The organism is Paenibacillus salivarius, assembly GCF_051307165.1.
In the GTDB taxonomy this organism is placed as follows: Bacteria; Bacillota; Bacilli; order Paenibacillales; family Paenibacillaceae; genus Fontibacillus.
Genome location: NZ_CP195592.1, coordinates 5345061 through 5367898 on the forward strand (window position 1 = coordinate 5345061; position 22838 = coordinate 5367898).

21 protein-coding genes are annotated in these 22838 nt (G+C 48.7%); 7 read left to right on the forward strand and 14 right to left on the reverse strand.

The annotated features are described in order from the left end of the window. Nucleotides 1-125: 125 nt before the first annotated feature. The 3 genes from ACSFXJ_RS24750 to ypfJ all read right to left on the reverse strand — a co-directional run bounded on the left by ACSFXJ_RS24750 (nucleotide 126) and on the right by ypfJ (nucleotide 2080). On the reverse strand, nucleotides 126-815 hold the full coding sequence (locus ACSFXJ_RS24750; RefSeq protein ID WP_435922958.1) for a glycosyltransferase: 690 nt from the start codon (nucleotides 813-815) through the stop codon (nucleotides 126-128). A gap of 13 nt (nucleotides 816-828) precedes the next feature. Beyond that, nucleotides 829-1110: an alpha/beta-type small acid-soluble spore protein gene (locus ACSFXJ_RS24755; protein WP_435922960.1), complete on the reverse strand. Its 282-nt coding sequence runs from the start codon at nucleotides 1108-1110 to the stop codon at nucleotides 829-831. 133 nt (nucleotides 1111-1243) lie between these two features. Continuing rightward, the gene (gene ypfJ / locus ACSFXJ_RS24760) at nucleotides 1244-2080 is read right to left on the reverse strand and encodes a KPN_02809 family neutral zinc metallopeptidase (protein ID WP_435922961.1); all 837 of its coding nucleotides are present in this window, start codon (nucleotides 2078-2080) and stop codon (nucleotides 1244-1246) included. 181 nt (nucleotides 2081-2261) lie between these two features. On the opposite strand from ypfJ, the gene ACSFXJ_RS24765 reads away from it, so the two are divergent. From ACSFXJ_RS24765 to ACSFXJ_RS24775, 3 genes are all read left to right on the forward strand, one after another. After that, nucleotides 2262-3308, forward strand: coding sequence for a stalk domain-containing protein (locus ACSFXJ_RS24765; protein WP_435922962.1), 1047 nt, complete (start codon nucleotides 2262-2264; stop codon nucleotides 3306-3308). A gap of 75 nt (nucleotides 3309-3383) precedes the next feature. Next, nucleotides 3384-3863: a DsrE/DsrF/DrsH-like family protein gene (locus ACSFXJ_RS24770; RefSeq protein ID WP_435922963.1), complete on the forward strand. Its 480-nt coding sequence runs from the start codon at nucleotides 3384-3386 to the stop codon at nucleotides 3861-3863. A gap of 134 nt (nucleotides 3864-3997) precedes the next feature. Further along, nucleotides 3998-5533, forward strand: a complete 1536-nt coding sequence (locus tag ACSFXJ_RS24775; protein ID WP_435922964.1) for an aminotransferase class V-fold PLP-dependent enzyme — start codon at nucleotides 3998-4000, stop codon at nucleotides 5531-5533. An 83-nt stretch (nucleotides 5534-5616) separates the two neighbouring features. Here the strand turns inward: ACSFXJ_RS24775 and ACSFXJ_RS24780 are convergent, their stop codons facing one another. Further along, nucleotides 5617-6678 (reverse strand): LLM class flavin-dependent oxidoreductase, encoded by a 1062-nt coding sequence (locus ACSFXJ_RS24780; protein ID WP_435922965.1) that lies wholly within the window; start codon nucleotides 6676-6678, stop codon nucleotides 5617-5619. A 422-nt stretch (nucleotides 6679-7100) separates the two neighbouring features. Between ACSFXJ_RS24780 and ACSFXJ_RS24785 the strand changes: the two genes are divergently transcribed. Further along, on the forward strand, nucleotides 7101-8129 hold the full coding sequence (locus ACSFXJ_RS24785; RefSeq protein ID WP_435922966.1) for a CdaR family transcriptional regulator: 1029 nt from the start codon (nucleotides 7101-7103) through the stop codon (nucleotides 8127-8129). A 62-nt stretch (nucleotides 8130-8191) separates the two neighbouring features. Here ACSFXJ_RS24785 and ACSFXJ_RS24790 read toward each other — a convergent pair whose 3' ends face one another. From ACSFXJ_RS24790 to ACSFXJ_RS24800, 3 genes are all read right to left on the reverse strand, one after another. After that, the gene (locus tag ACSFXJ_RS24790) at nucleotides 8192-9334 is read right to left on the reverse strand and encodes a glycerate kinase family protein (RefSeq protein WP_435922967.1); all 1143 of its coding nucleotides are present in this window, start codon (nucleotides 9332-9334) and stop codon (nucleotides 8192-8194) included. 30 nt (nucleotides 9335-9364) lie between these two features. After that, nucleotides 9365-10660 (reverse strand): GntP family permease, encoded by a 1296-nt coding sequence (locus ACSFXJ_RS24795; protein WP_435922968.1) that lies wholly within the window; start codon nucleotides 10658-10660, stop codon nucleotides 9365-9367. A gap of 197 nt (nucleotides 10661-10857) precedes the next feature. After that, entirely contained in the window at nucleotides 10858-11571 is a 714-nt protein-coding gene (locus ACSFXJ_RS24800) for a hypothetical protein (RefSeq protein WP_435922969.1), read from the reverse strand. 173 nt (nucleotides 11572-11744) lie between these two features. Between ACSFXJ_RS24800 and ACSFXJ_RS24805 the strand changes: the two genes are divergently transcribed. After that, nucleotides 11745-12662: an aldo/keto reductase gene (locus ACSFXJ_RS24805; RefSeq protein ID WP_435922970.1), complete on the forward strand. Its 918-nt coding sequence runs from the start codon at nucleotides 11745-11747 to the stop codon at nucleotides 12660-12662. A 55-nt stretch (nucleotides 12663-12717) separates the two neighbouring features. On the opposite strand, the gene ACSFXJ_RS24810 is transcribed toward ACSFXJ_RS24805, so the two are convergent. The 3 genes from ACSFXJ_RS24810 to ACSFXJ_RS24820 form a co-directional block, all read right to left on the reverse strand. Then, nucleotides 12718-13734, reverse strand: a complete 1017-nt coding sequence (locus ACSFXJ_RS24810; protein ID WP_435922971.1) for an SDR family oxidoreductase — start codon at nucleotides 13732-13734, stop codon at nucleotides 12718-12720. 231 nt (nucleotides 13735-13965) lie between these two features. Beyond that, nucleotides 13966-14238, reverse strand: coding sequence for a hypothetical protein (locus ACSFXJ_RS24815; protein WP_435922972.1), 273 nt, complete (start codon nucleotides 14236-14238; stop codon nucleotides 13966-13968). Nucleotides 14239-15018: 780 nt separating this feature from the next. Continuing rightward, a complete protein-coding gene (locus ACSFXJ_RS24820; protein ID WP_435922973.1) occupies nucleotides 15019-16419 on the reverse strand; it encodes a helix-turn-helix domain-containing protein in 1401 nt (466 codons plus the stop codon). Between the two features lie 203 nt (nucleotides 16420-16622). On the opposite strand from ACSFXJ_RS24820, the gene ACSFXJ_RS24825 reads away from it, so the two are divergent. Continuing rightward, nucleotides 16623-16955: a helix-turn-helix domain-containing protein gene (locus ACSFXJ_RS24825; RefSeq protein ID WP_435922974.1), complete on the forward strand. Its 333-nt coding sequence runs from the start codon at nucleotides 16623-16625 to the stop codon at nucleotides 16953-16955. A gap of 226 nt (nucleotides 16956-17181) precedes the next feature. Here ACSFXJ_RS24825 and ACSFXJ_RS24830 read toward each other — a convergent pair whose 3' ends face one another. After that, nucleotides 17182-18255, reverse strand: a complete 1074-nt coding sequence (locus tag ACSFXJ_RS24830; protein ID WP_435922975.1) for an ImmA/IrrE family metallo-endopeptidase — start codon at nucleotides 18253-18255, stop codon at nucleotides 17182-17184. Nucleotides 18256-18271: 16 nt separating this feature from the next. Beyond that, a complete protein-coding gene (locus ACSFXJ_RS24835) occupies nucleotides 18272-18586 on the reverse strand; it encodes a type II toxin-antitoxin system RelE/ParE family toxin (protein ID WP_435922976.1) in 315 nt (104 codons plus the stop codon). A gap of 121 nt (nucleotides 18587-18707) precedes the next feature. On the opposite strand from ACSFXJ_RS24835, the gene ACSFXJ_RS24840 reads away from it, so the two are divergent. Further along, nucleotides 18708-19514, forward strand: a complete 807-nt coding sequence (locus tag ACSFXJ_RS24840) for a sce7726 family protein (RefSeq protein WP_435922977.1) — start codon at nucleotides 18708-18710, stop codon at nucleotides 19512-19514. Here the strand turns inward: ACSFXJ_RS24840 and ACSFXJ_RS24845 are convergent. Together ACSFXJ_RS24845 and ACSFXJ_RS24850 are read right to left on the reverse strand one after the other, a co-directional pair. After that, entirely contained in the window at nucleotides 19509-20615 is a 1107-nt protein-coding gene (locus ACSFXJ_RS24845) for a beta family protein (protein ID WP_435922979.1), read from the reverse strand. The genes ACSFXJ_RS24840 and ACSFXJ_RS24845 overlap by 6 nt on opposite strands. A gap of 353 nt (nucleotides 20616-20968) precedes the next feature. Next, the gene (locus ACSFXJ_RS24850) at nucleotides 20969-22831 is read right to left on the reverse strand and encodes a DNA/RNA helicase domain-containing protein (RefSeq protein ID WP_435922981.1); all 1863 of its coding nucleotides are present in this window, start codon (nucleotides 22829-22831) and stop codon (nucleotides 20969-20971) included. Nucleotides 22832-22838 lie beyond the last annotated feature (7 nt).

A 22838-nucleotide genomic window follows, 5' to 3' on the forward strand; every position in this document is an offset into this window, starting at 1 on the left:
GAAAAACTCCAATCAGGCTCCAGAAAAACTGACCTCAGACGTATTTGGTTGGAATTATTCCAACCAGGCAGACTATAGGAATAACGTAAGGGCGACCGAAAGATCGGCACGCCCTTGTTCCATGGTCAACGTCCCCTTGGTGGCGTTCCAAACCGCTCTGGGAATTGCTTGACGATGCCTTTAGTTAATACGTCAGCCAACGTGAGAATATGGGCCTCACCCAGATCCGAAGTCGTAACATAGGCGTCCCAATCTTTTTTCAATCTGGAGGTTACCGCATCAGCCACTAGCTCAAGATGCCGGTAAAATAGCGTTTGCAGTTCCTTGACCGACCAATTGGGATTCGCGTTGGTTAAAAATCGCACGATATCATCGGCATTGCGGTACCATTCTTTATTCAGCTTCTCGACTTCCTTTTGTTTGCCGCTTTTTGCCGCATCGATGATCTTGCCCGCAATCAGGATATGCTCTCTCAACAATTCGGCCAGTTTGTCCCCGGCCTCTTTGCCGTAAAAAGGCTTGATCGCATCACCCAGGTCTTGCTGGTTCCGCAGCAATCTGGCGAGGACCTGTTTCTGGTCGGCCAGCCCTTCTGTCGCGCTAACGATATACTCCCACGTCCAGTTCACATGCTCCATCCATAGCCGCCGCATCGTATTGGACAGCTCGAGCTCAGCGGGACTGATACATGAAGCGGCTTTTTGGGCCATTTCCGGTTTCTTCTCGTCTCTTTGAGCGTTAGCGATACCGCCGGAATATGCCGATCCCGTGAGAAGCAGACCGATCAATAAAAGATTCAGGATCCTTAGTTTCATATTATTTTCTCCTTTATTCTTCCTCCGCCAGCTGCCGCTGCGCGAGCCGGATCATTTCGCGGACCATCGTGCCTCCGATTTTGCCGCCGATATGGCCCGCATCCTCCGTCGTCAAATTGCCGTTGCTTCCGTCCTGCTTCAGCGGGATGCCGAGATCCTGCGCCACTTCAAACTTCACGTCGTCCGGACGGTTCGGATCCACGTTGTAACCCTCGCGCCGCATGACTTCCGCCTTGAACCGCTGCATCCCTTGCTCGGCTCCGGGCACGGCGTAGTTTCGATTTCGTCTGGCCATCCATCCATCTCTCCTTTTCGTTCCTTTAAACTTAAACTGCCCCAAGTTAGGGTTCCCATACCTTCGGCCATCATTCGATTCCGGTGCAAAAAAAGGACCCGCCAAACCGGCAGGTCCTCTGTCAAAGCCATTTTTATAACTCTGTAGCCTGGAAGGTATCTCCCCCTTCGATCGTCCCGTTCTCGTAACCTTTGTAGAACCATTGTTTTCGCTGCGCAGACGTGCCGTGGGTAAAGCTCTCCGGCACTACGTAGCCTTGATCCTTCTTCTGAAGCGTATCATCGCCTACGGCGGTTGCCGCATTCAGCGCCTCCTCCAGATCGCCCGGCTCCAATACCTGCAAATCTTCCTGGGCATGGCGCGCCCATACCCCCGCCAAATAGTCGGCCTGCAGCTCCAGCCTCACCGACTGCTCATTGGATCGTTTACTGCCGGACATTTCCCGCTCCGTGGTCCCCAGCAATGTTTGGACATGGTGGCCTACCTCGTGCGCAATCACATAAGCCATGGCAAAATCCCCGGGTGCTTGAAACTCGGTCCTGAGCTCATCGTAAAAGCTTAAATCGATATATAGTTTATGGTCGCCGGGACAATAGAACGGGCCGACCGATTTGCCCGCGGTTCCGCAAGCGGATTGGACGCTGTCCGTATACAACACCAGAGTCGGTTCATCGTAGACAAGTCCCCGTTCCTTGAATAAATCCGTCCAAACGTTTTCGGTATCGGCCAGGACGACGGACACAAATTCCGCCATTTCCTTCTCCTCCTGCGTTTCCCGGTACGGGGTACTCGTCTCCGTTCCCATGGAGCCCAAGGAACTCAGGAGATCGCCGGCATTGCCTCCGCCAAGCAGCGTCACTACCAGCAACAGGATGATGCCTCCGACCCCTCCGCCGATCATTCCGATGCCGCCTCTCCTTCCCCGGCGGTCTTCCACGTTCGAGCTGACGCGTCTGCCTTTCCACTGCATTGATGACTCCCCCTTATCGATAACGATCAAGTTTGTCCGCGTAATCATTAGATGTCTATTTAATACCCAAATCGGCGCGATTTTCGTCAACAGAGGCGGTTTGCCAACATTTTCCGCAAAACTAATTCCATCCTTTTTCGTCCAACTAAGTAAACAATTCAACAACAAGGTGATGATGAACATGACAAAAAGCAAAAGCTTCCTCGTATGTCTTATGGCTGCTTCCCTGCTCTACGCCAGCCCGGTCCACGGCGAATCCGCGGTACAGGGAAAGGAACCGGCCGGAGGGCCGGTGTCGATCTTGTTGGACGGCCGCCCGCTCCAGCCCGAAACCGAGCCTCTTCTCGTAAACGGGGCCGTGCTTGTTCCGATGCGCGGACTGTTTGAAGCGCAGGGCGCCAAGCTGGAGTGGGATAGTGCCAGCAAAACCGTTACGGCAACCAAGGCCGATACGAAATTGATCTATACCTTGGGGGAGTCGACCGCCGAGTTGAATGGACAAGCCCTTAGCTTAAACGTTCCCGGCCAAATTTCGGACGGCTATTCCCTCGTACCCCTGCGCTTCGTCAGCGAAGCTATGGGGAGCACCGTGAAATGGGAGGCTGACACCCGCACCGTCACGGTTTCCTCCCCCGTGCATGCAGAAACAACCATTAAATGGGGAGTCAACCTGCGCAGCGCCCCTGATGCGGAAAGCAAAAGCGCGGATGAACTGCTCCCGGCCGGCGAGAAGGTCGAGGTCATTCGGGAGGTCTCTCCTTTCTGGCTGGAGGTCCGCACCCGGGATAACCGGACCGGTTATATCTCGGCCAAGCCGAAGTACACCGATTACTCAAGCCCTGCGCTGCACGAACAGCAAGCGGACGAGATCATTACATACGGCAAAACTTTTCTGGGCACCCCGTATGAATTCGGCGCTTCTCCGGACCAAACGGCGACTTTCGATTGTTCTTCCTTTGTTAAGCGCGTCTTCGGGGATACCCTGGCGGTCGATCTGCCCCGCGTTTCCTACGACCAGGCTACCGTGGGTAAGGAAGTAGCGATGTCCGATCTGCAAAAAGGGGATCTGCTGTTCTTCGGGGCCAGAGGTTTGGAAATCGGCCATGTCGGGATATACGCGGGGAACGGCCAAATTTTGCATACCTATTCGAAAAAATACGGGGTTCGCCTGGAAACCTTCTCGGACAGCTGGAAAGAGAAGTTCGTGACCGCCCGGCGGGTATTTTAAGTTTTCGGCATAATGGCATATCCCTCCGCTTCGGAACCATACTAACGGTATTCACCCTAAAAATGGAGGCCGAAGATGGCGGAGAAAAAAATGAGCCTGCTGATGTTCAGCGGGGAATACGATAAAGCGATGGCGGGATTGATTTTGGCGAATGCGGCACGGGACATCGACGTGGAAGTGACGATGTTCTTCGCGTTCTGGGGACTGTTCCTGCTGCGCGATCCCGACCGGATGACCTCGGAGGACAAGACGGTTTATGAAAAAATCATGGGCTGGATGACCCCGAAGGGCCCGGAAGAGCTGCCTTTGTCCAAAATGAATTTCAGCGGATTGGGCAAATGGATGATGACGGAAATGATCGAGGACCAGGAGGCTCCGAAGCTGATTCATTATTTGAAGGGAGCCCGGAAAAAGAACATCAAGTTTTACGGCTGCAAGCTTTCGCTGGAAATTATGGGCTTCAAGCCGGAGGAGTTCATTCCCGAGCTGGAGATCGTGGATGCCCAAACCTATCTTCGCGATGCGCTGAAGTCGGATGTTCAGTTGTTTATTTGAAAAATGTAGCCGGGCCCGGACTTTCCGGGCTCGGCTTTTTTGTGGCGATTTCCCGATAACCGCCCCTTTTCCGTTAACCACTCTGGGCTCCCCTGCGTACCATAAAGCTGTAATCACGCATTGGAGGGCACGGAATGCTGAGCGCTAAAATCGGAAACAACAGCTACTCGTTTCACACCTCGAGCGAGCAAAAATTCCGGCGGTATCGGGAAAATACCGTCGGTTACCGTCAATTCTTTATCTCCCCGTACGGCAAGATGCCGCTCGTTTACGCCGACTGGGCGGCAAGCGGAAGATTGTACAAACCGATCGAGACGCGCATTGCCCATGAGTTCGGGCCATTCTCGGCAAATACGCATTCGCATTCCAATGTCTCCGGCCGGACGATGACCCTCGCTTACGAGGAAGCCAAAAGGATCATTAAGGAACACGTTCATGCCGGCGAGCACGACATCTTGCTTTTCGCGGGCACGGGCATGACGGGGGCGGTAAACAAGCTGCAACGGCTCATGGGATTAAAAGTCCCCGATCGTTTCCGGTCTTTGCTCCGTTTGCCCGATGAGCACAGGCCGATTATTTTCGTGACTCACATGGAGCATCATTCCAATCACATTTCCTGGGCCGAAACGATCGGAGATGTCGTATGTATCCCTCCCGGACCCGATGGAGACGTCGATCCGAACGGCTTGGAACGCCTGCTTCACGAATACCGGCACCGTCGGATCAAGATCGGAGCCTTCACGGCCTGTTCCAATGTGACGGGTTTCGAGACTCCCTATTACGAGCTGGCCCGAAAAATGCATCGACACGGCGGAGTTTGCTTTGTGGACTTTTCGGCAAGCGCCCCCTATGTGGACATCGATATGCACCCCGGACCGCCGGAAGCGAGACTGGACGGGATCCTGTTTTCCGGCCACAAATTTTTGGGAGGTCCGGGGACGAACGGCATCCTCGTCATGGACGGAAGATTGTGCGCAAGCGGGGTTCCCGATCAGCCCGGGGGAGGCACGGTAACCTGGACCAATCCTTGGGGAGAGTTTTCTTATCACGAAGATGCCGAGACCCGCGAGGACGGCGGAACCCCCGGCGTAATGCAAGCGATCCGAACGGCGTTATGCCTCCGGCTGAAGGAGGACATGGGCACCGCCCGCATTCGCGAACGCGAGTCGGAAATGACTTCAAGGCTGCTCGGCGGACTCCAAAAGGTCCCCGGCGTTCGCATTCTTGGGGGTACCCGGCGCGAGCGGTTGGGGATTGTTTCTTTTACGGCGGATTCGGTACATTACAACCTGATGGTAAAGCTGCTCAACGACCGGTTCGGGATACAAGCCCGAGGCGGCTGCTCCTGTGCGGGTACCTACGGACACTATCTGCTGGGCATCGATCATCCTACCTCCGGAAATATTGCCTCCCTCATCGCCTCCGGCAATTTGTCCACGAAGCCGGGCTGGGTGCGCATATCTCTCCACCCGACCATGACGGACAGGGAGGTCGATTATATCGCCTCCGCCGTTGAGGCGGCTGTCGGCCATATCGCCGAGTGGCAAAAAGACTATATCTATCAGCCGGACTCCGGCGAATGGCTGCACCGGCAGGAGCTGGGTCCCTGGGATTCGCGGCACCGGCAGGAAGAAGGGCTCGGCCAAATCCGGGAATGGTTTCGTCTTTGAACTTCAAAGAGCCCCCTTGGATTTGATTTTTACCTTCAAATCCAAGAGGGGTCTAATTTAATTTTCTAATCGTCTTGTAACGATTATTCCTGCGGTTCTCCCGCCGCTTCCCAACGGGCGATTTCTTCGCGTACCTTAGGTGCCACTTTGGTTCCGAGCAGCTCCACGGAGCGCATTACCTCATCATGCGGCATCGTGCCCAGCGGGCAATGCAGCATAAAGCGGGTGATGCCGACGTTTTTGCGAAGGTAGATGATCTTCTCCGCCACGGTATCGGGGTCGCCGACATACAGGGCTCCCTCCAGGCTGCGCGCCATATCGAAGGATCCGCGGCTATAATGGCCCCAGCCCCGTTCCCGGCCGATGACGTTCATGGCGTACTGGGTGGACGGGAAGAACTTGTCGGCCGCTTCCTCCGTGCTCTCGCCCACAAACCCGTGGGAGTGCGAAGCGATCGGCAGCTTGGAAACATCATGGCCCGCCTGGGCCGCGGCCTTCTTGTAAAGCTGCACCAGCGGAGCAAATTGCTTCGGCCGGCCGCCGATAATCGCCAGCACGAGCGGAAGGCCGAGCAGGCCCGCGCGGATGACGGACTCGGTGTTGCCGCCGCTGCCGATCCACACCGGCAAAGGATCCTGAACCGGGCGCGGATAAACGCCCAGATTATTGATGGCGGGACGGTGCTTGCCGCTCCAAGTTACTTTTTCCGACTGGCACAGTTCCAGCAGGAGTTGCAGCTTCTCCTCGAACAGCTCCTCGTAATCGTTCAAATCGTATCCGAACAGCGGGAACGACTCGATGAAGGAGCCCCGCCCCGCCATAATTTCCGCACGGCCGTTCGAAAGGCCGTCCAATGTGGCGAAATCCTGGTACACGCGTACCGGATCGTCGGAAGACAATACCGTCACCGCGCTCGTCAGGCGGATGCGCTTCGTCTGCGTCGCCGCCGCAGCCAGCAAAACCGCAGGCGCCGAAGCGGCGTAATCCTTCCGGTGATGCTCCCCGACGCCGAATACATCAAGCCCGACCTGGTCGGCCAGGACGATTTCCTCCACCACTTCGCGCAAACGCTGCGCGTGGCTGATCACCTCGCCGGTGTTCGGATCCGGCGTGGTCTCGACAAATGTACTAATTCCTATTTCCATGGGTGGTTCCCCCGCTTCCTTGTCGCAATGTTAATATCACTCATTGTCTTTATTTTGACTTTTCGCGGCGGCTTATGCAAGCTTTTTGTGAGATACATACATCATTTCACTAACTTACTAAATTTCAACTAGGGGGTTAAGCTAATTATCGCCTTTTTTAGCCGTAAAGGAACGAGACTCCCTGTTCTCAGAGAATCCGCATTTTTTTGCTTTTTATTCAAATTTAGCGTTAACGGTTTCGTTATTTTACTTGAAGACGATTCTTAGCATATATTTGAGTTGTATTTTTTTACTTCTAGCGAAGCATTTTTATCCTTCTTACTTCCGCATCGTCTATAATTTCGTTCATATGCACAACATAAATGGGAACTTATCCTTAATACGCCAGCATGATTGGTTACCTAGATAAAGGAGGCCTTCGTTTGTTCCAGCTTTCCGAGAAACAGGCGCAAGACATCGTCGACAAAATGATGCGGGACATTCCCTACAACATCAATATCATGAATGACAAGGGCGTTATCGTCGGCAGCGGCAAAAAGGAAAGGGTCGGTACCGTGCACCGGGGCGCGGTCAAGGCCTTATCCACGGGGAAAATGGTTGAGGTGTGGGAGGACGGGCGATATGAAAAGAAAGGCACGAACGAACCGATCGTGATCGGCGAAGAACTCGTCGGCGTGATCGGCATTACCGGCAATCCGGACGAGGTGCGGCCCTTTTGCAATATCGTTAGGACCACGGTATCACTACTGATCGAGCAAAAAACCGCCCTGGAGCGCCAGGCTCATGAAGCGAACCGCAAAAAGGCGTTTTTGGAAATGCTGCTCGCCCACCAGGGCGCCTATTCCCAAAGGCTGAAAAAGGAAGCGGCGGCATACAACATCGACTTGCTGTTGAAAACCGAGGTTCTCGTCCTGAAAGGGATCGAACCGAACGAGGAACTGTCGAAGCTGCTTTTTCCGTACCCGTCTTTTTCTATAGAAAAGGATTCGATGCTGGTACTCGTTCAGAACCCGTCCGATTCGGACAAGCTCATCAAACAGCTTCTCAGGCTCCAGCCCGGAATGTTCGTTTCCGTCGGCAAAACAGAGAGTCAGATCGCGGACAGCTACCGGCAGGCGAAATCCGCCATGAACATCCTGCTCGCGTTGCGGCCCCCTTCCCGCATCATTTACTTTGAAGAGGTGGAGTTCTTGGTCAAATTGAGCCGAGCCGATCTGACGCCCGGCCTGAACGCCGTCGGCAAGCTGGAGGATACCGTGGACCTGATGGAAACGCTGCAAAGCTTCATCCACAACAACGGCAGCATCTCGCTCACATCGGCCGAGCTGAATATTCACCGCAATACGCTGCAATACCGGCTGAAACGAATTCAGGCATTGACCGGAAAAGACCCGCGCAATGTACTACAGCTTTTTGAGCTTACACACGGTTTGCTCGCACTATATAAATAATCGCTGGCACGAAAAAGAAAAAGCGGCCCCGAAGCTTATGCTTCGGGAACCGCCTTTCCGGCTCATTCGTTGAATTTCAGGACTCTCGCGATGTTTTCACAGGTGCGCTCCACGTTCTGCGGCCCCTCGGCCAACAGCTTATCAAGCTCGGAAGCGCCCGGCACGATGCCGAAGACCGCGTCGATTCCTTCCGCATAAAGGGTGTCGATGCCTTCACCGATATAACCGGCAACGGCGATCACCCGTTTGCCCGCCGCTTTAGCTGCTTTGGCAACCCCGTAAGGGGTTTTGCCAAACTTGGTTTGGAAGTCGATCCCGCCCTCACCGGTAAAGACCAGGTCGGCGCCGGCAATCTTTTTCTTCAAACCGGTGTACTCGATGACGATCTCGATGCCTTTTTGCAGCTTGGCTTGCGTAAAGATCAACAGCCCCGCGCCCAACCCGCCGGCGGCTCCGGCACCGGGAATGTCACGGACGTCCTTGCCGAGCTGCCGCTTCACGATGTCCGCATAATGCCCGAGTGCGGCGTCCAGATGCTCAACCATCTCCGGCGTCGCCCCTTTTTGCGGACCGAACACGCGGGAAGCGCCATGCTCGCCGCAAAGCGGATTGGTCACGTCGCAGGCTACGATCAATTCGGCCTGTTTCAGGCGCGGATCCAGGGAAGAGACATCGATCTGCGCCAGCTTATCAAGGCTGCCTCCTCCGCGCGGGAGCGTCCGGCCCTCCGCATCCAGGAATTTTGCGCCGAGCGCCTCGGCCATGCCCGTTCCGCCGTCGTTCGTGGCGCTCCCGCCGATGCCGATGATGATCTTGGTCACGCCAAGGTCCAGACATTCGCGGATCAGTTCCCCCGTCCCGTACGTCGTGGTGACGAGCGGGTTTTTGGTTTCCTTCGTCACGTAATGAATACCGCTGGCCGAAGCCATTTCGATCGCCGCGGTTTTTCCGTCGCCGAGAATGCCGTAACGCGCCGTTACCGGCCGCCCCAACGGACCCGTGACCTCTTTTTCAAACAGCCGCCCGCCGGATGCGTCGACCAGCGATTGTACCGTCCCTTCCCCGCCGTCCGCCATCGGTACATGGACATAATTCGCGTCAGGATAAACCTTCCGGAGTCCTTTTTCCATCGCGTTGCACACTTCTTTGGCCGTCATGCTCTCTTTAAATGAATCCGGCGCCAGCACAAATGTCTTCTCTCTCATGTCCTCACCCTCGCTCCAATTTTATCTTTTTTAGAAGAAAAATCCGTAGATTAAAGTAGCAATAATCGTCATGGTTCCGCCCACGATCGCCTCGTACGGAATGAGACCCATCCGCTGCTTGATGCTCATTTTCATCGCGCCCGCCGTCACATGGAAGTAGTTGCCCTGCGGCAGGGAGTCGATGACGGTCGCCCCGGTATGAACCATGACCGCCGCGGCCAGCGGAGCCGTTCCCATGTTCAGGATCGCTTCACCGAACGAACCGGTCGCCAGAATTACGCCCGTCGAGGTGGAAGCCGTTGCCGCCGCCATCAGAATACCGGCAATCGGAGCCAGGAATGTCCCGGAAATGCCGGAAGCTTCGATCAAACCGACCACCTGCGCCGACAAATCGGACGCGGAGATCAAGCCCGCGATCCCGCCCGCACCGATGAGGATCAGTACCGTCGCCGTCATTTTATTCAAGCCGGAAGCCGTGTACTCCAAAATTTTCTTACCTTGGCCCATCGCCAACATCCCGATGATGCCCGCAATCGGCAGAATGTACATCGCGTCAACCTTGAAATTGGCCAACGCATCGATGCCGGAGATCGAGCCGATCGGGTTGATCATCAAGAGCACGACCGCCACGAGCGGAGCCACGATCGACTTGCCGAGCGTAGGATATTTCGAAGTATCGATTTCATGGTCCACCGCTTCTTCATCGGTAACTTTGACGCCTTTATTTTTAAGGAGGGAAGCCACGATGACCGTCACGATCAGGCCGCAGATCGCCGGAACAAGGCCGGCCAGCATCACGTTGCTCAAATCGAGGTTAAAGCCGCGCGCCGCTGCGATCGTATTCGGGTTCGGGGAAATGATATTCCCCGCCTTGCCGCCGCCGGATAACGCCAGAAGCAAAGCGATCTTCGAAATCCCCATCTTGTTCCCTACCGACAAGGCGATCGGTGCGACGATCAGCACGGCTACCGGAATGAATACGCCCACCGCGGTAATGATCATCGTCGCCAGGGCCAGCGCCAGAATCGCTTTCCCTCCGCCGAACTTCTTCACGATCGCCTGGGCGATCGTCTCGGCGGCTCCGGATTCCATCATCACGCCCGCCAGCACACCCGCCGCCAGAACCCGAAGGACCGTGCCCATCACGCTTTGCGTCCCGCTCACCAGCACGTTCACCGTTTGTTCCAGGTTCGCTCCGCCGATTAAAGCGCCTACAATCGCGCCCAAAAATAAAGCGTATACAGGATTCAGTTTTCTCAATATCAGAATGATGGCAATAGCCAGACCCGCCAAAGCGCCTATCCAACTAATTGTTAAGCCTTCCATCTGCCTTACCCCCCATGCATTTGTTGAATGCGCTTTCATTATATATCTTGGCCCATTCAGAAATATATTGATAAAGGGACGAAATGTATTGTTCATTTGCACAAAGGGCAAGTCTTCACGAAAGAGGCAAAAGACGCCCGAAGCAGGCGCCTATTTGCAAAAGTCCTTACGGAGAATAGATGTCTTTGTCGTGTCCGTCAATCCAGGCTTCTGACATAATTCCAGATCTCATAATCGAGCAAACGCGGCGTCATCTCCGGATATCGCGATTTTAGCAGCGCGACGGTTTTCTCCAGCAAAGCCTGGGCTTCGTCGATACGGACCTTGCGGCCGAGCGCCTTCTCCAGGAAGCGGACGATCATCCGGTCCGGCTTGACCCATTGATCATCTCCCGCCAGCATATAAAAGTAGACGAGCGAAATTCCGCTCTTCTGGCCCGGGATCGCCTTGATTTCCGCTTCGAACGCTTCGTTGCCATAGAGATTCTTTACATCCTGCAAGTAATTGATTCCGTACTTTTGCAACACTTTGCAGAAACGGTAAACGGCCTCCGCCTTCAGGATTCCGTTGGTCGGGGACGTTCTTTGGCGATTCCCGAACACCTCGCTCACGTAAACATCAAGCCCCAATTCATCGTATGAGCGAAGGAATTCTTCTACCGACATCTGCGATTGAGTGTCAGGATATTCCGATCCCGGGCGCTTTAACGCAAGACCCAGGTATGTACTGAAACGGGTGACCGTGTTTCTAACCCCTTCATACCGCACGCCGATCGAAAAGACTGCATCGGTGACGCATTGCGGCACGCTCGTATAATAATATTCATCAGGCAGCCTGGCTTGCCCAAGGTTTAGCTCCCTTTCGCCGTATTCGGCGATCAGCGCGGCTTCATTTTCAAGATTTTCAACCATCCTATTTCTCTCTCCTCGTCAACTAAGAAGTTTTGCCGTTCAAGGAACGACACGACCATTATACCAACTTTGTAAATGGAGAGGCATCCGGATGACATCCCCGATTGAAATCGGATACATAAAGTGGGACAATGATGAAGTCACAGCATCTTTCATACAGGAGGTTACATACGATGAAAACCCTGAAACTGGGAACCAGCAGCTTGGAAGTGCCTGTTATCGCCGTTGGCTGCATGCGGCTGAATTCGTTGTCCAAACCGGAAGCGGAGCGGTTCGTCCAAACGGCTTTGGATGAAGGCGCCAACTTTTTTGATCATGCGGATATCTATGGCGGTGGATCCTGCGAGGAGATCTTTGCGGATGCCATTCATATGAACAGCACGGTTCGCGAAAAAATCGTCCTCCAGTCCAAATGCGGCATTCGCCAGGGGATGTTCGATTTCTCCAAAGAGCATATTCTTGCCTCCGTGGATGGTATTCTGAAACGGTTGAAAACCGATTATTTGGACGTGCTCCTGCTGCATCGCCCGGACGCTCTGGTGGAACCCGAAGAAGTCGCCGAAGCGTTCGATCAACTCGAACAATCGGGAAAAGTGCGTCATTTCGGCGTTTCCAACCAAAACCCGATGCAGATCCAGCTGCTTAAAAAATACGTAAAACAACCGATCGTTGCCAACCAGCTTCAACTAAGCATTACGAACGCGAACATGATCTCGGCCGGCATCAATGTGAACATGGAAAACGAAGCCGCCGTGAATCGTGACGGCAGCGTACTTGATTACTGCCGCCTGCACGACATCACGATCCAGCCGTGGTCGCCGTTCCAATACGGCTTTTTCGAAGGCGTGTTCCTCGGTAACGAGAAGTTTCCTGAACTGAACCAAGCGATCGATGAAATCGCCGGCAAATATGGCGTAAGCAACACGACGGTCGCCGTCGCCTGGCTGCTGAGACATCCGGCACGGATGCAGCCGGTCATCGGGACGATGAATACGGACCGCCTCAAGGATTGCATCCAGGCGGGCGAGATTTACCTGACGCGGGAAGAATGGTATCAAATCTACCGTGCGGCAGGAAACGTGCTTCCATAAAAACATCAAAGCCCTTCCGATAGGTCCGTTAAGGACCCGGAAGGGCTTCCTTCTTTTATTCGGCGACAGCCCGCTTGGCCGCCTCCAGCGCATCGATCACTTTATCGCACCAGGCGTCGAACTCCGGATCCTCCACTTGATATTCGGGATGCTCCAAAATATGGCGCACCGTTTCCTTGATGCCTTGATCCACCCTTGTCGTGGCGGTAAAGCCGGGAACGAGCCGCTTCAATTTGGAATTGTCGAAGACGACGGTGTTCGCTTTGTCCCCGAGCAGGCTTCCCCGATAATCCTCTTTGCTGCAGGCGTCCAAAAATTCGGAAGCGACATGGACCGCCTTCAGCTCCACGCCGAGCGCGTCCGCAATGACCTCATAGATCTGGTTCCAAGTGACGCTTTCGTCAGAGGTGATATGCACCGCCTCGCCGATCGCGTGGATGTTGCCCATTAATCCGATAAAGCCTTTGGCGAAATCGCGGTTATGGGTCAACGTCCAAAGGGAAGTACCGTCCCCGTGAATGATGACAGGCTTGTTCTCCAGCATCCGCTTGGCAACCTGCCAGGAGCCCTTACTGCCATGTACGCCGAGCGGGATAAACCGTTCGTCATACGTATGGCTCGGCCTTACGATCGTCACCGGAAAGCCATGCTCCCGGTATTGCTTCATCAAATAATCTTCGCAGGCGATTTTATTGCGGGAGTACTCCCAAAAAGGATTCGACAGCGGCGTTCCTTCCGTAATCCGGTAATCGGACAATGGCGTCTGATAGGCAGATGCCGAGCTGATAAAAATAAACTGCTTCGTCTTCCCTTGGAACAACCGGAAATCCCGTTCCAGCTGAGAAGGCTCGAAGGCGATAAAGTCCGCCACGACATCAAACGTATGGTTCGCGATCAGCCCGGCAACCTCGTCTTCCTTGCCGATGTCCGCTTGAATCACTTGGACCCCTTCAGGCAATTCTAGATTCCGGTTGCCGCGGTTAAGCAAATAGAGTTCGCATCCGCTTTCCGCCAATTGTTTGGTGATCGCCGTACTGATGATCCCTGTTCCTCCGATAAAAAGCGCTTTCATAATTGTCCCTCCCGTATCGGCTGCATTTTATATTCTGCCTCTTTATGGTATCACTTCTGCCGATTCATGACGAGAACTCCGTATGAACTGTGATAATCTTATTTTTATTGTGGTATATTTCGGCTACAACAAACTTTTGCGATATCTCGTCCAAGTACGAGACCTGATAATTACACCACTAGTCATTTTTTCACCACCCACGATGTTCTATTTCAATTGCGAGTGCCCAGACTATGGTAGAAGCATAATCAAAAGAAACGCACTCACGGGAAGCGCGATTCCCACCAAAATCGCAATGTAGGGGTAGGGAGTTTTAAGGTAATCTTTAAACTCCTTAGCTTCTCGCTTCTTAAAATTCTGGAGATCCGCTTGCTGAGCAAACGCATCAATCAGTTCTCTGGCTTCCTTCTCCTCATAATCTAAAAACTGCTCCCACAGTTGATCATATTTTTTCTTTGCCTCATCCAGCGATGGGCTTTGCCTGAGTTGAGCCACTTTTTTCACCTCTCATATTCCTGTTTAGTTGGCATTTTCGATGTTTGGTTCACATCCGTACGAATCACAACGACAACTTCCTGGGTTTTGTCCCCCCAAGTGCATACCAGCCGAAAGCCTCACAAAACCGCACCCGGCTCATAATCTACGTTGGCCGAGCTTGCGTACACCAGAAAATTCTCCTCTAGGGTAAAAGAAGCTGCTCCTTGATGGAACTCCACCCTAGGTTTGATGGGCTCGGGGGATCTTATACCTCACCCCACCTTCTTCCGTCAGCACGTAATCGATAAGCTCATAAAGTCTGGCTCCGTGGCTTGATCAAGAAATTCAATTCGGATCGGTTCTCCTATATGAATATAGGGCAGGTCTGAAGCATGCAATTCCATAAGTTCGAAAAGAACTCATATCTTCGTAATCCGGTTCCCCCACATTCTGTGAGACCGTAACCGTATGAATTTCTTGATAATCTTCGGTTACTTCGACGTCATTTAACGCCCCATCAGATTTGGCCGAAGGGGTATGATCTAAACAAGCCGCGATCGTTAGCAGCAAGGTGAGGACAAGGGTCAGGAGCATCATTCTTTTCAACGATTTCACTTCCCAAGGGTTTGAGTGCTATAAGAAAAACCGATCTTATCTACTCGAAGATAGGATCGGTTTTTATCCATACCATAAATGTATAATACTCCCTTTGTGAATAGTCACTCTTTTGTTCTTCAGCCTCCCAAGCCGTGAATCAAAGCCTGTACGATCGGACTGTCCCCCATAACCACGAGGCCCAAACAACCACTAAACACGATCCACGACAACACACTTCTTCTCATAACTCTTTTCCACCTCCCAGAATAGGTATTTGTACTGCTCTTGAACCTCCCCGGACGCCTCATGTCTGAACTTCTCAAACAACCAAGCACAACGAATCAACATCGATTCATGATTAAACCTCAAGGCAAGCTCCATTCCTTCAAAAAGCTGCCGGAACCCCATCTCATACCGCCGGGTGCGAAAATAGTAATGAGCCAGCTCCAACAAATACCGTACATACTGATCCGCCACAATCTGTGCGTTGTATTGGCCGAAACGGCATGACCGTTCTTTATACGTTAGATGTGCCCGGAACCGATCCAGCAAATAATCCACATTCAACTCAAACCGGTTTGCCGCCTGCAAAATCCGGTAGATCGCCGGAACAATCTCCTGTGCATTCGCCGCGACACACTCCGCATAATCCCCTAGCACCTGAACCTCACCGGACATCAAGCGGTACAAATACGCATTGGCCTGACCCCATTCCTGAAACCGCTCCACGACCCGCCGCTCTTCTTCATTCTCAGCATTAATTCCATGTAGAGCACCGCCGCAATACAAAGCAACATACTCCAAAGCCCTTGCATACTCTTGCTTGGCATCGCATACATTCGCCTTCAACAAATACGCATACAGCAGATAAAAAAGCTTCGACCGTGACGCGCCCTTATCCATCTCCTCCTTCCGTCTTCGATTTACCCGATGGTGGTATTGAATCACCGCAATCTGCTCCAGCTTCTCCGCCAGGGACCAAACCCGATCCCACCGATGCAAAGAAGCGTACACATCCGCCAAGTTCTTCACCGCATCTAACTGAACCCCTTCGTCCAATCGGTCCACATAGTCTTCGAACAAGACGGCGGCGCGTAAATTCTCCTCTTGATCTTCACCGAGACGAATCGTAAACAAACGATACCGGCTCAACGCCAGTCGCTCGGAATGTTGGTACTTCTCACATTCGGCAACACACTGGTATAGTAGAGCGGCGGCCGTTCTTTTCCCCTCTCGAAAAAACCGATCCGCCGTCTCAAACAGCCGCGGCATATACGATAACCGATCCGCCACCGCCTGAACCAGCTGCGCCAGAAAATCCAGCTTGTCCAACTCCGCACACCGCTGGATAAACGGCCCTAACCGCCTCCAATGCAACGGTACACCAAGCAGACATTCTTCTAAATAAATCTCGTAAAGGGCCCCCTGCTCCAGCCCCATCCCCTCCGTAATGAGATCCAAGTTATGTATGGAAATTTTCCGATACCCGCTCAACACCGCACTGATCGTCCCTGGATTGATGCCTGAAATCTCGGAAAATTGCTGAAGAGTAAACCCCGCTCGTCTTAAGTAGCTCTCCAACTCTTGTCTGACCGTGGTTGTAGGTTTCATGGGAATACCTCCCCCGTGTGCAAAACGTAAACGTTTCTATTTCTCACCCTAATTTATCCATTTCATCCTGATTGTATAGTCTTTTTCAGGCGTAGTCAATAAAAATAGTACTTATACGTACTATTTAATAATATTAATTTCTAGTATACTTATCTGTATTTGCCCAACCACCTTACCTAACCTAAAAGAAGAGGTGGTAATCTATGAATTTACCAGAAATCGTTGGAAAACGAATCCGTGAATATAGAAAACAAAAGGACTGGACCCAAGAACAACTGGCTGAAGCCGCATCGCTTCACTACAGTTACATAGGCGGCGTAGAACGAGGAGATCGGAATATCTCGTTAGAGACGTTAGAGAAGATTGCTACTGCTTTGGATATTCCGGCTGGGGAACTACTTCGTCCGGAAGTGGTACTCGATAAACAGCAGTTACTCGATGAACATATGAAATTGGTAAGCGGCAGAAGTGCAGAGGAGATTGCGTTGATTACAAAGATCACGCGGGATGTGATTTGGGGGATGATGAGAAACTAGTAAAGTTGGTATTTCAGGTTTCCTCATAAAGTTCTATTTAGGCTAAATTAAATAAGGAGAGGTATAGATCTAGTCTAACGATGGAGCTATAGAATACTGCGATAAAAACAAAAAAAACAAACTCCTTTTGCTAGCTATATTAAGCATGGGAGTTTGTTTTAAGTGCCTCAAACTAATTGTTGTATTTAAGTAACCTTCCATTACTATTAGTAGTAATTCAATTTAGTCACCTATTTTTTAGATAATTCAATTTGTCGAAACCTATATAGCGATCGTGTTGTAATCTTGCGACAACTATGCCAGGAAGAACGCTTTGAGTTTTAGCAAATTCATAAATACTTTGTTCAGTAAATCTATTTGAACTAACAAATTTACTGTATGCGGACCTTTCGATGAAAAAATCCCTAGCAAATTCATTTGCTTCTTCTTCCTTTGTATCCGTATTGGGATTTAACTCTTCTAACTCATCTTCAAGTGTTACAATTGATTCATTCGGTATATAGTGTTTGATAAGATGGCCTATTTCATGCATTAAAGCAAACCATGTATGATCATGAGTTTTAAATCTCCCACTAAGATATATTGCGGGTTTATTTTTATAAGTTGTTAAGGCACCTCTAACTTTACTATTTTCGATTGCATTAAGGAAAACTATATAAACTCCGATACGGTTTAATAATTTTTTTACACTTTTCAATGAGGTTAAATAATCAGTGTTCAAGGCAAGTAACTTAAATTTTTCTAGAGATTCAATCAACCTTTCTTTACTATAGCTTGTATTGGATAAATCTTTATTCTGAATTTCAACTTCTTCTCTAGCTAAATTTAACCAAATGGCAATTGATTCTTTTTCTCCGCCATCTTCCATAAAGTCAACGCTTAGATTTGAATATACGGCATCGAACTGTTCGAAATTTCTGATTTTTAGGAGCTTCAACATTTCATTTGCTTGCTTTTTTATATCCCAATCTAAACCCTTAAATATTGTGTTAAACTTAAATCTTTTGGAGTAACTATTTAGTTCATCAATATTATAATTTTGAATATTTAATTCTTCTCTCTTTTTAAACTCCCTGTACTTATTTTCGTAGTTCATCCAGTATGATGCAGGAACATCGTGAAATATCTTTTCTAATTTTATAGCTAAGTCTTGTGTTAACTTGGTTTTGCCATTCAATAAGTCGGAAAAGTATTTTTCATTAATACCTAATTGCTTACAGCATTCCTCTTGACTTACTCCAATATCATCCAAATACTCTTTAATAATTGATCCTGTATGCACAATAAATTCGGTATTCATAAGTTGCTCCTCCTTTCTAATGGTAGTCTTCAATTGTTAAAATTTCTACATTGCGTATTGTCTTTAAATCCGTTTCTTCCCACTCTCCAGTCGGTCTTAATACAATACGAAAATTTTTAGATACATCAATCCCCCAGCAATTATCATAGTCTCCATTTAGTTTATGACGATTAGGAGGTGGAACGTGAGGGATTTCCTCCAAATTATTTACAGCCCTCAATTCAGACATTCTATTGCTTACTTTTTTGTAGAATGCCGTAAATTCCTTTTTAATTAGTCGTTCATTTGTTAATATAGTTTCCAATTTTTTATTGGCATAAGAAATATTCATCTTTTTTCCCCTTTTACACAAAAATAAACCCAATATAAACAAAGAGTACCATCTTTAGCTATCCCTTGTGGACTAACATGAGATTTATGTCTATAATTGCTTTTAGAATGGAGTGCAGAATATGTATAAGAAGAATGATTACTTTAAGTATGCTAAGTTATTATCAAGTGAATATTCTACACTTCTCAGTAACGAAGCTGTTGAAAATAAAGTATTAATGGCATTCGATGGTCAGTTGCCTCATCAATTCAATAATAACTTAACTATAAGAGAATCATTAAATAAATTTCTCTTGCATCATTATCCAAACGAGACTTCTATCAAATCAACATTTATAAACAATGTCCTCTTAAAAACAAATAATCATGTGTCTATATTTGAACTTAACGTAGGGAAGAGTAGACTTGATTTATGTAAAATAAATGGAAATAGTATAGCATATGAGATAAAAACTGAGTTGGACACTCCAAAAAGATTGAGTCAACAAATGAAAGACTATTTTCAAGTTTTTGATAGAGTTTACCTCATATGTTCTGTGAATAACTTAAATAATATGACACCTCATGTCCCAAAGGAATGTGGCATTATTGTCTATTATGTTACCAAAACAGGTAGATATGTTTTTAAAAAGCATCGAAACGCAATTAATTCGAATTGCATTTCTCCTATAGCTCAATTGTCAATTCTTACAAAAAGGGATTTAAGCTCGTTTTTTGGATGCCCTTATTTTAGTTCAAAAGAAGCTATGATTGGATTAATCATAAATAGTAAAACTGATAAAGAGATCAATAAACTATTCAAACTGTGTTTGAAATATAAATATCGGAATAACTGGGATTTCTTGGTAGAAAATAGTTCGGATATCTTAGAGATTGATTATCAATGGTTTTTTAAAAATTTATTGTCTCCTAAATTAGTATACCTATAAAGGTATATTATTTTTTGCCTGTTGTTGAATATATCTTGTCAGCGTAATATTATTCCATGTACTCCAACTTCCAAAAGTACCTTCCATATCTTTAATTTTTTTAATAGCTTTACAATCTTGATCCTTATCTAAAAAATCTAACTTTTTGAGAATTTCTGATCTAACATATTTGAAACCTCTCATTCCCATATTTGTATCGTAATTTACAATTGAATAAAAAGAATTTTCTTCCTTCACATATATGAGTCCTAGTGCTGCTCCTTTTCCATTACCCCCACCATCTAATGGTAAATCGTCTTTTAAGCCTCCAAAATCCCCAAAACCATTTAGCTTGTAATTCTCATATTCTTTTGCCAACTTATTATCTATCTTACTTGTATAAACTAAATTTTCATAATCACCATTTTTATAAGTTCGTGACCTAGGTGAATGAAGTAAAATTTTCTTTGCATTCGTCTCTAATTCTTGAAGTTCTTCCAGTTCCATAAACTTAGAATCAACATGTTGGTTTCTAATATCCAACATTATGAAGTCTTGATCCGTCAAATATTCCATAAAAAACTCCGTATAATCATCAAAGTAATTATCTGTTATTCTAATCGCTATTGATGAATTGTTTTTTTTCAATTCACGTATCAAATTCAACAGATCATATTCACTAATTTTAAAGCCTTTTTTAATGGATATTACAGGAAATAAATTGTTGAATTTTCCTATTTGTAGCATTCTTTGTTTATAGTAGGAGTAATCTCTGCTTAACTTTAATGACAATTCCATTCCTTTAAATGCTCTATTTTCATATTCATTATCACTAAATCTAAAAAAATCAATAAACGCCCTTTTTCCATTTAGTCGTTCTTGAATCTTTTCTAGGGTAATAATATCTTCTTCTCTTGGATCTAGCCTTACTTTCGTTTTATTTTTATTTCCTGGTTTCATTTCATAAACATACTCACCAGTTATGTCGTCAGTTTTATATTGGGTTTCATACTCATCTCTAATAATTTCTATTATGGGAATCACTAAGTTGCTAAAATGATTATTCATATCTTTAATAACTTTCATTTCTTCAGTTCGATTCTTCATTATAGGCAGGTACATAGATTTAACCTCCTTAAATACTTTTTTTAAAAATCAACACTTGTAGTTGCAAGTTAAAAATAATTATTCATGGAGATTCATGTATATCTTATTACCTATTTTGAATCTCCACATTTTAGAATATTATAGTCTAACTTTATCATATAATAGGAAAATTTGCTTATAAAGAGTAAATCCTCCATCCTAGAAGAAGGTTGATTACGATAGCTATTAAAATGATGGATTGTATATTAAAGCCAAATCCTCCATTTTTGCAATTAATTCCTTGCGCTTGATAGTTAACTCTTGCCTTGCAGCAGAATTGCTGATTGTTCTTTAAAACCTTTAGTTATCCAGATCAAACTTTCTAAGACTCAAGTTCTTCTCTCCAACTGTCCCTCCAAATACCCCCTCAACTCCGGATCCCGGCAATACAAATAACACCCCTTCATCCCTCGGGAAATCAGCACCTTATAGATGTTCTTGATCAGCTTGGTCAACTGGTCTGGGTTGCTTTTCAGGCCTCTCTTGCCCATGGTGTCTTTGTATTCGTTGTAATCAGCATAGAGTTCCTTGGTTGTTGGATCGTATTTCAGGTCGTTGCCGATGATCACGCCGACGTAGTCGAATTCCAGGCCTTGCGAGGTGTGGACGCAGCCGATTTGTTCGACACCATCCTCATGGATGGCCCAGGTGCTGGAGATGGAGCGGCCGTTCCACGGCATCTGAAAACCGTGTTCTGGGATGGTGACGTCAGCGACTTCGCCGTTTCGGTTGCCTTCGGTATCTTTGGTCCAGTCCCAAGCGAATCCGGCAAGCATCCGTGCTTTGTGCCCCGCCGCTACCTTAGTTTTAATCTTTTCATAGACCGCATTGGGTGTGTCGAACAGCTTAAATTCAAACGTCTCTTGGTCCCAGCCGTTAAAGTTAGCTGTTGGACGTATTTGCAACACGTGATCGATCCAGTTGATGAAGCCTTCGGCCCCCGAGCAGCGGAACTGGGCTGACAGGGTGTACTCGTGAATCTCGGAACCATAGGCCCCTGCGATTCGCTCGATTTCGGCTACGGTTCCGATATCATCCGGACGAATCCGCTGGTACTCATCAATGAAGAAGACGTTGACCTTCGAGGCCTTGATGATATCCTCGATCTGATTAACGCCACGGTACTGATAAGCCCCTTTTCCTTTCAGACGGTGGGCTTCATCGACGATCAGCACGTCAAAGAAATTCTCCGGGGTATCCACAAATTGCCCTGAACCCGCAAACAATCCTCGGACTCGAGCCTTGTTCTTCGGTTGCTGTTTCGCTAAGGTTTCAACCATAACTGTTCGGAAGGAGGCATTAGGTGCGACAAATTTGGCGTTTAGCTTGTGCTTCAGTAAGCCGCCTAGCGCATTCATCGAGATAACGGATTTACCGGTGCCTGGACCGCCTTTGATGATGATCGTTTTTTTACGGCTCGGGTCTTTGGCTAAACTGATGATTGTCTCGTACGCCACCTTCTGCTCGTCCAACAGAATAAACTCGGCATTCCCTTTGAACAGCCCGTCCACGTGGTCGATGAACTTCTTGGAGGGACGGATTTTGCCGTTCTCAATCAGGTAAAGCAGGTTAATGCCGTTCCCTTTACCGACGTGTTGATGTAGAAACTCTTGAAGTTTCGCTGTATCGTCCGCCATAAATAAGGGCGCTTCCCGGATAATATTCTGATAGCGTTCGCTCTTTAACGGATCGGGCTCCGGTACGCGGTAGTTATGTAAATAAGCGCAAGAGTAGCTCTTAAGATCGCTACTCTGAATCGCTTCGTTCATGTCGTCTAGAAACTGTCGGTAAGACCATGCCTGGTAGGAGGGATGCGGGATCTCGCGTTGACGTCCGTTGATGTAAGCCACAACCACGTCTTCCCGGTCCGTCGCTTGGGCTGCATCCCACTGCTTCAGCTCCACGATTACGAAGTTATCCCGACCCGCATCGTCCTGCCCCGCCACGATAAAATCGATGCGCTTGCTGGTCGCCGGGATGTTGTATTCGATCATGACGCCGCAATCGTCGGCAATATTGGCATTGCGGATGACGCGTTCCATAAACTGCATGGAGTTGTTCCAGGCTCTTTTTTCACCCGGGCTAGGTCTCATCCCCATCTTGTTCATAAAAGCTTGCTCGATCTCCACCGTAATTTGGTTACGGTCCACCGACTCGCGAAACTGCAACGCATTGCTGCTATAAATTATCATGCTGCCG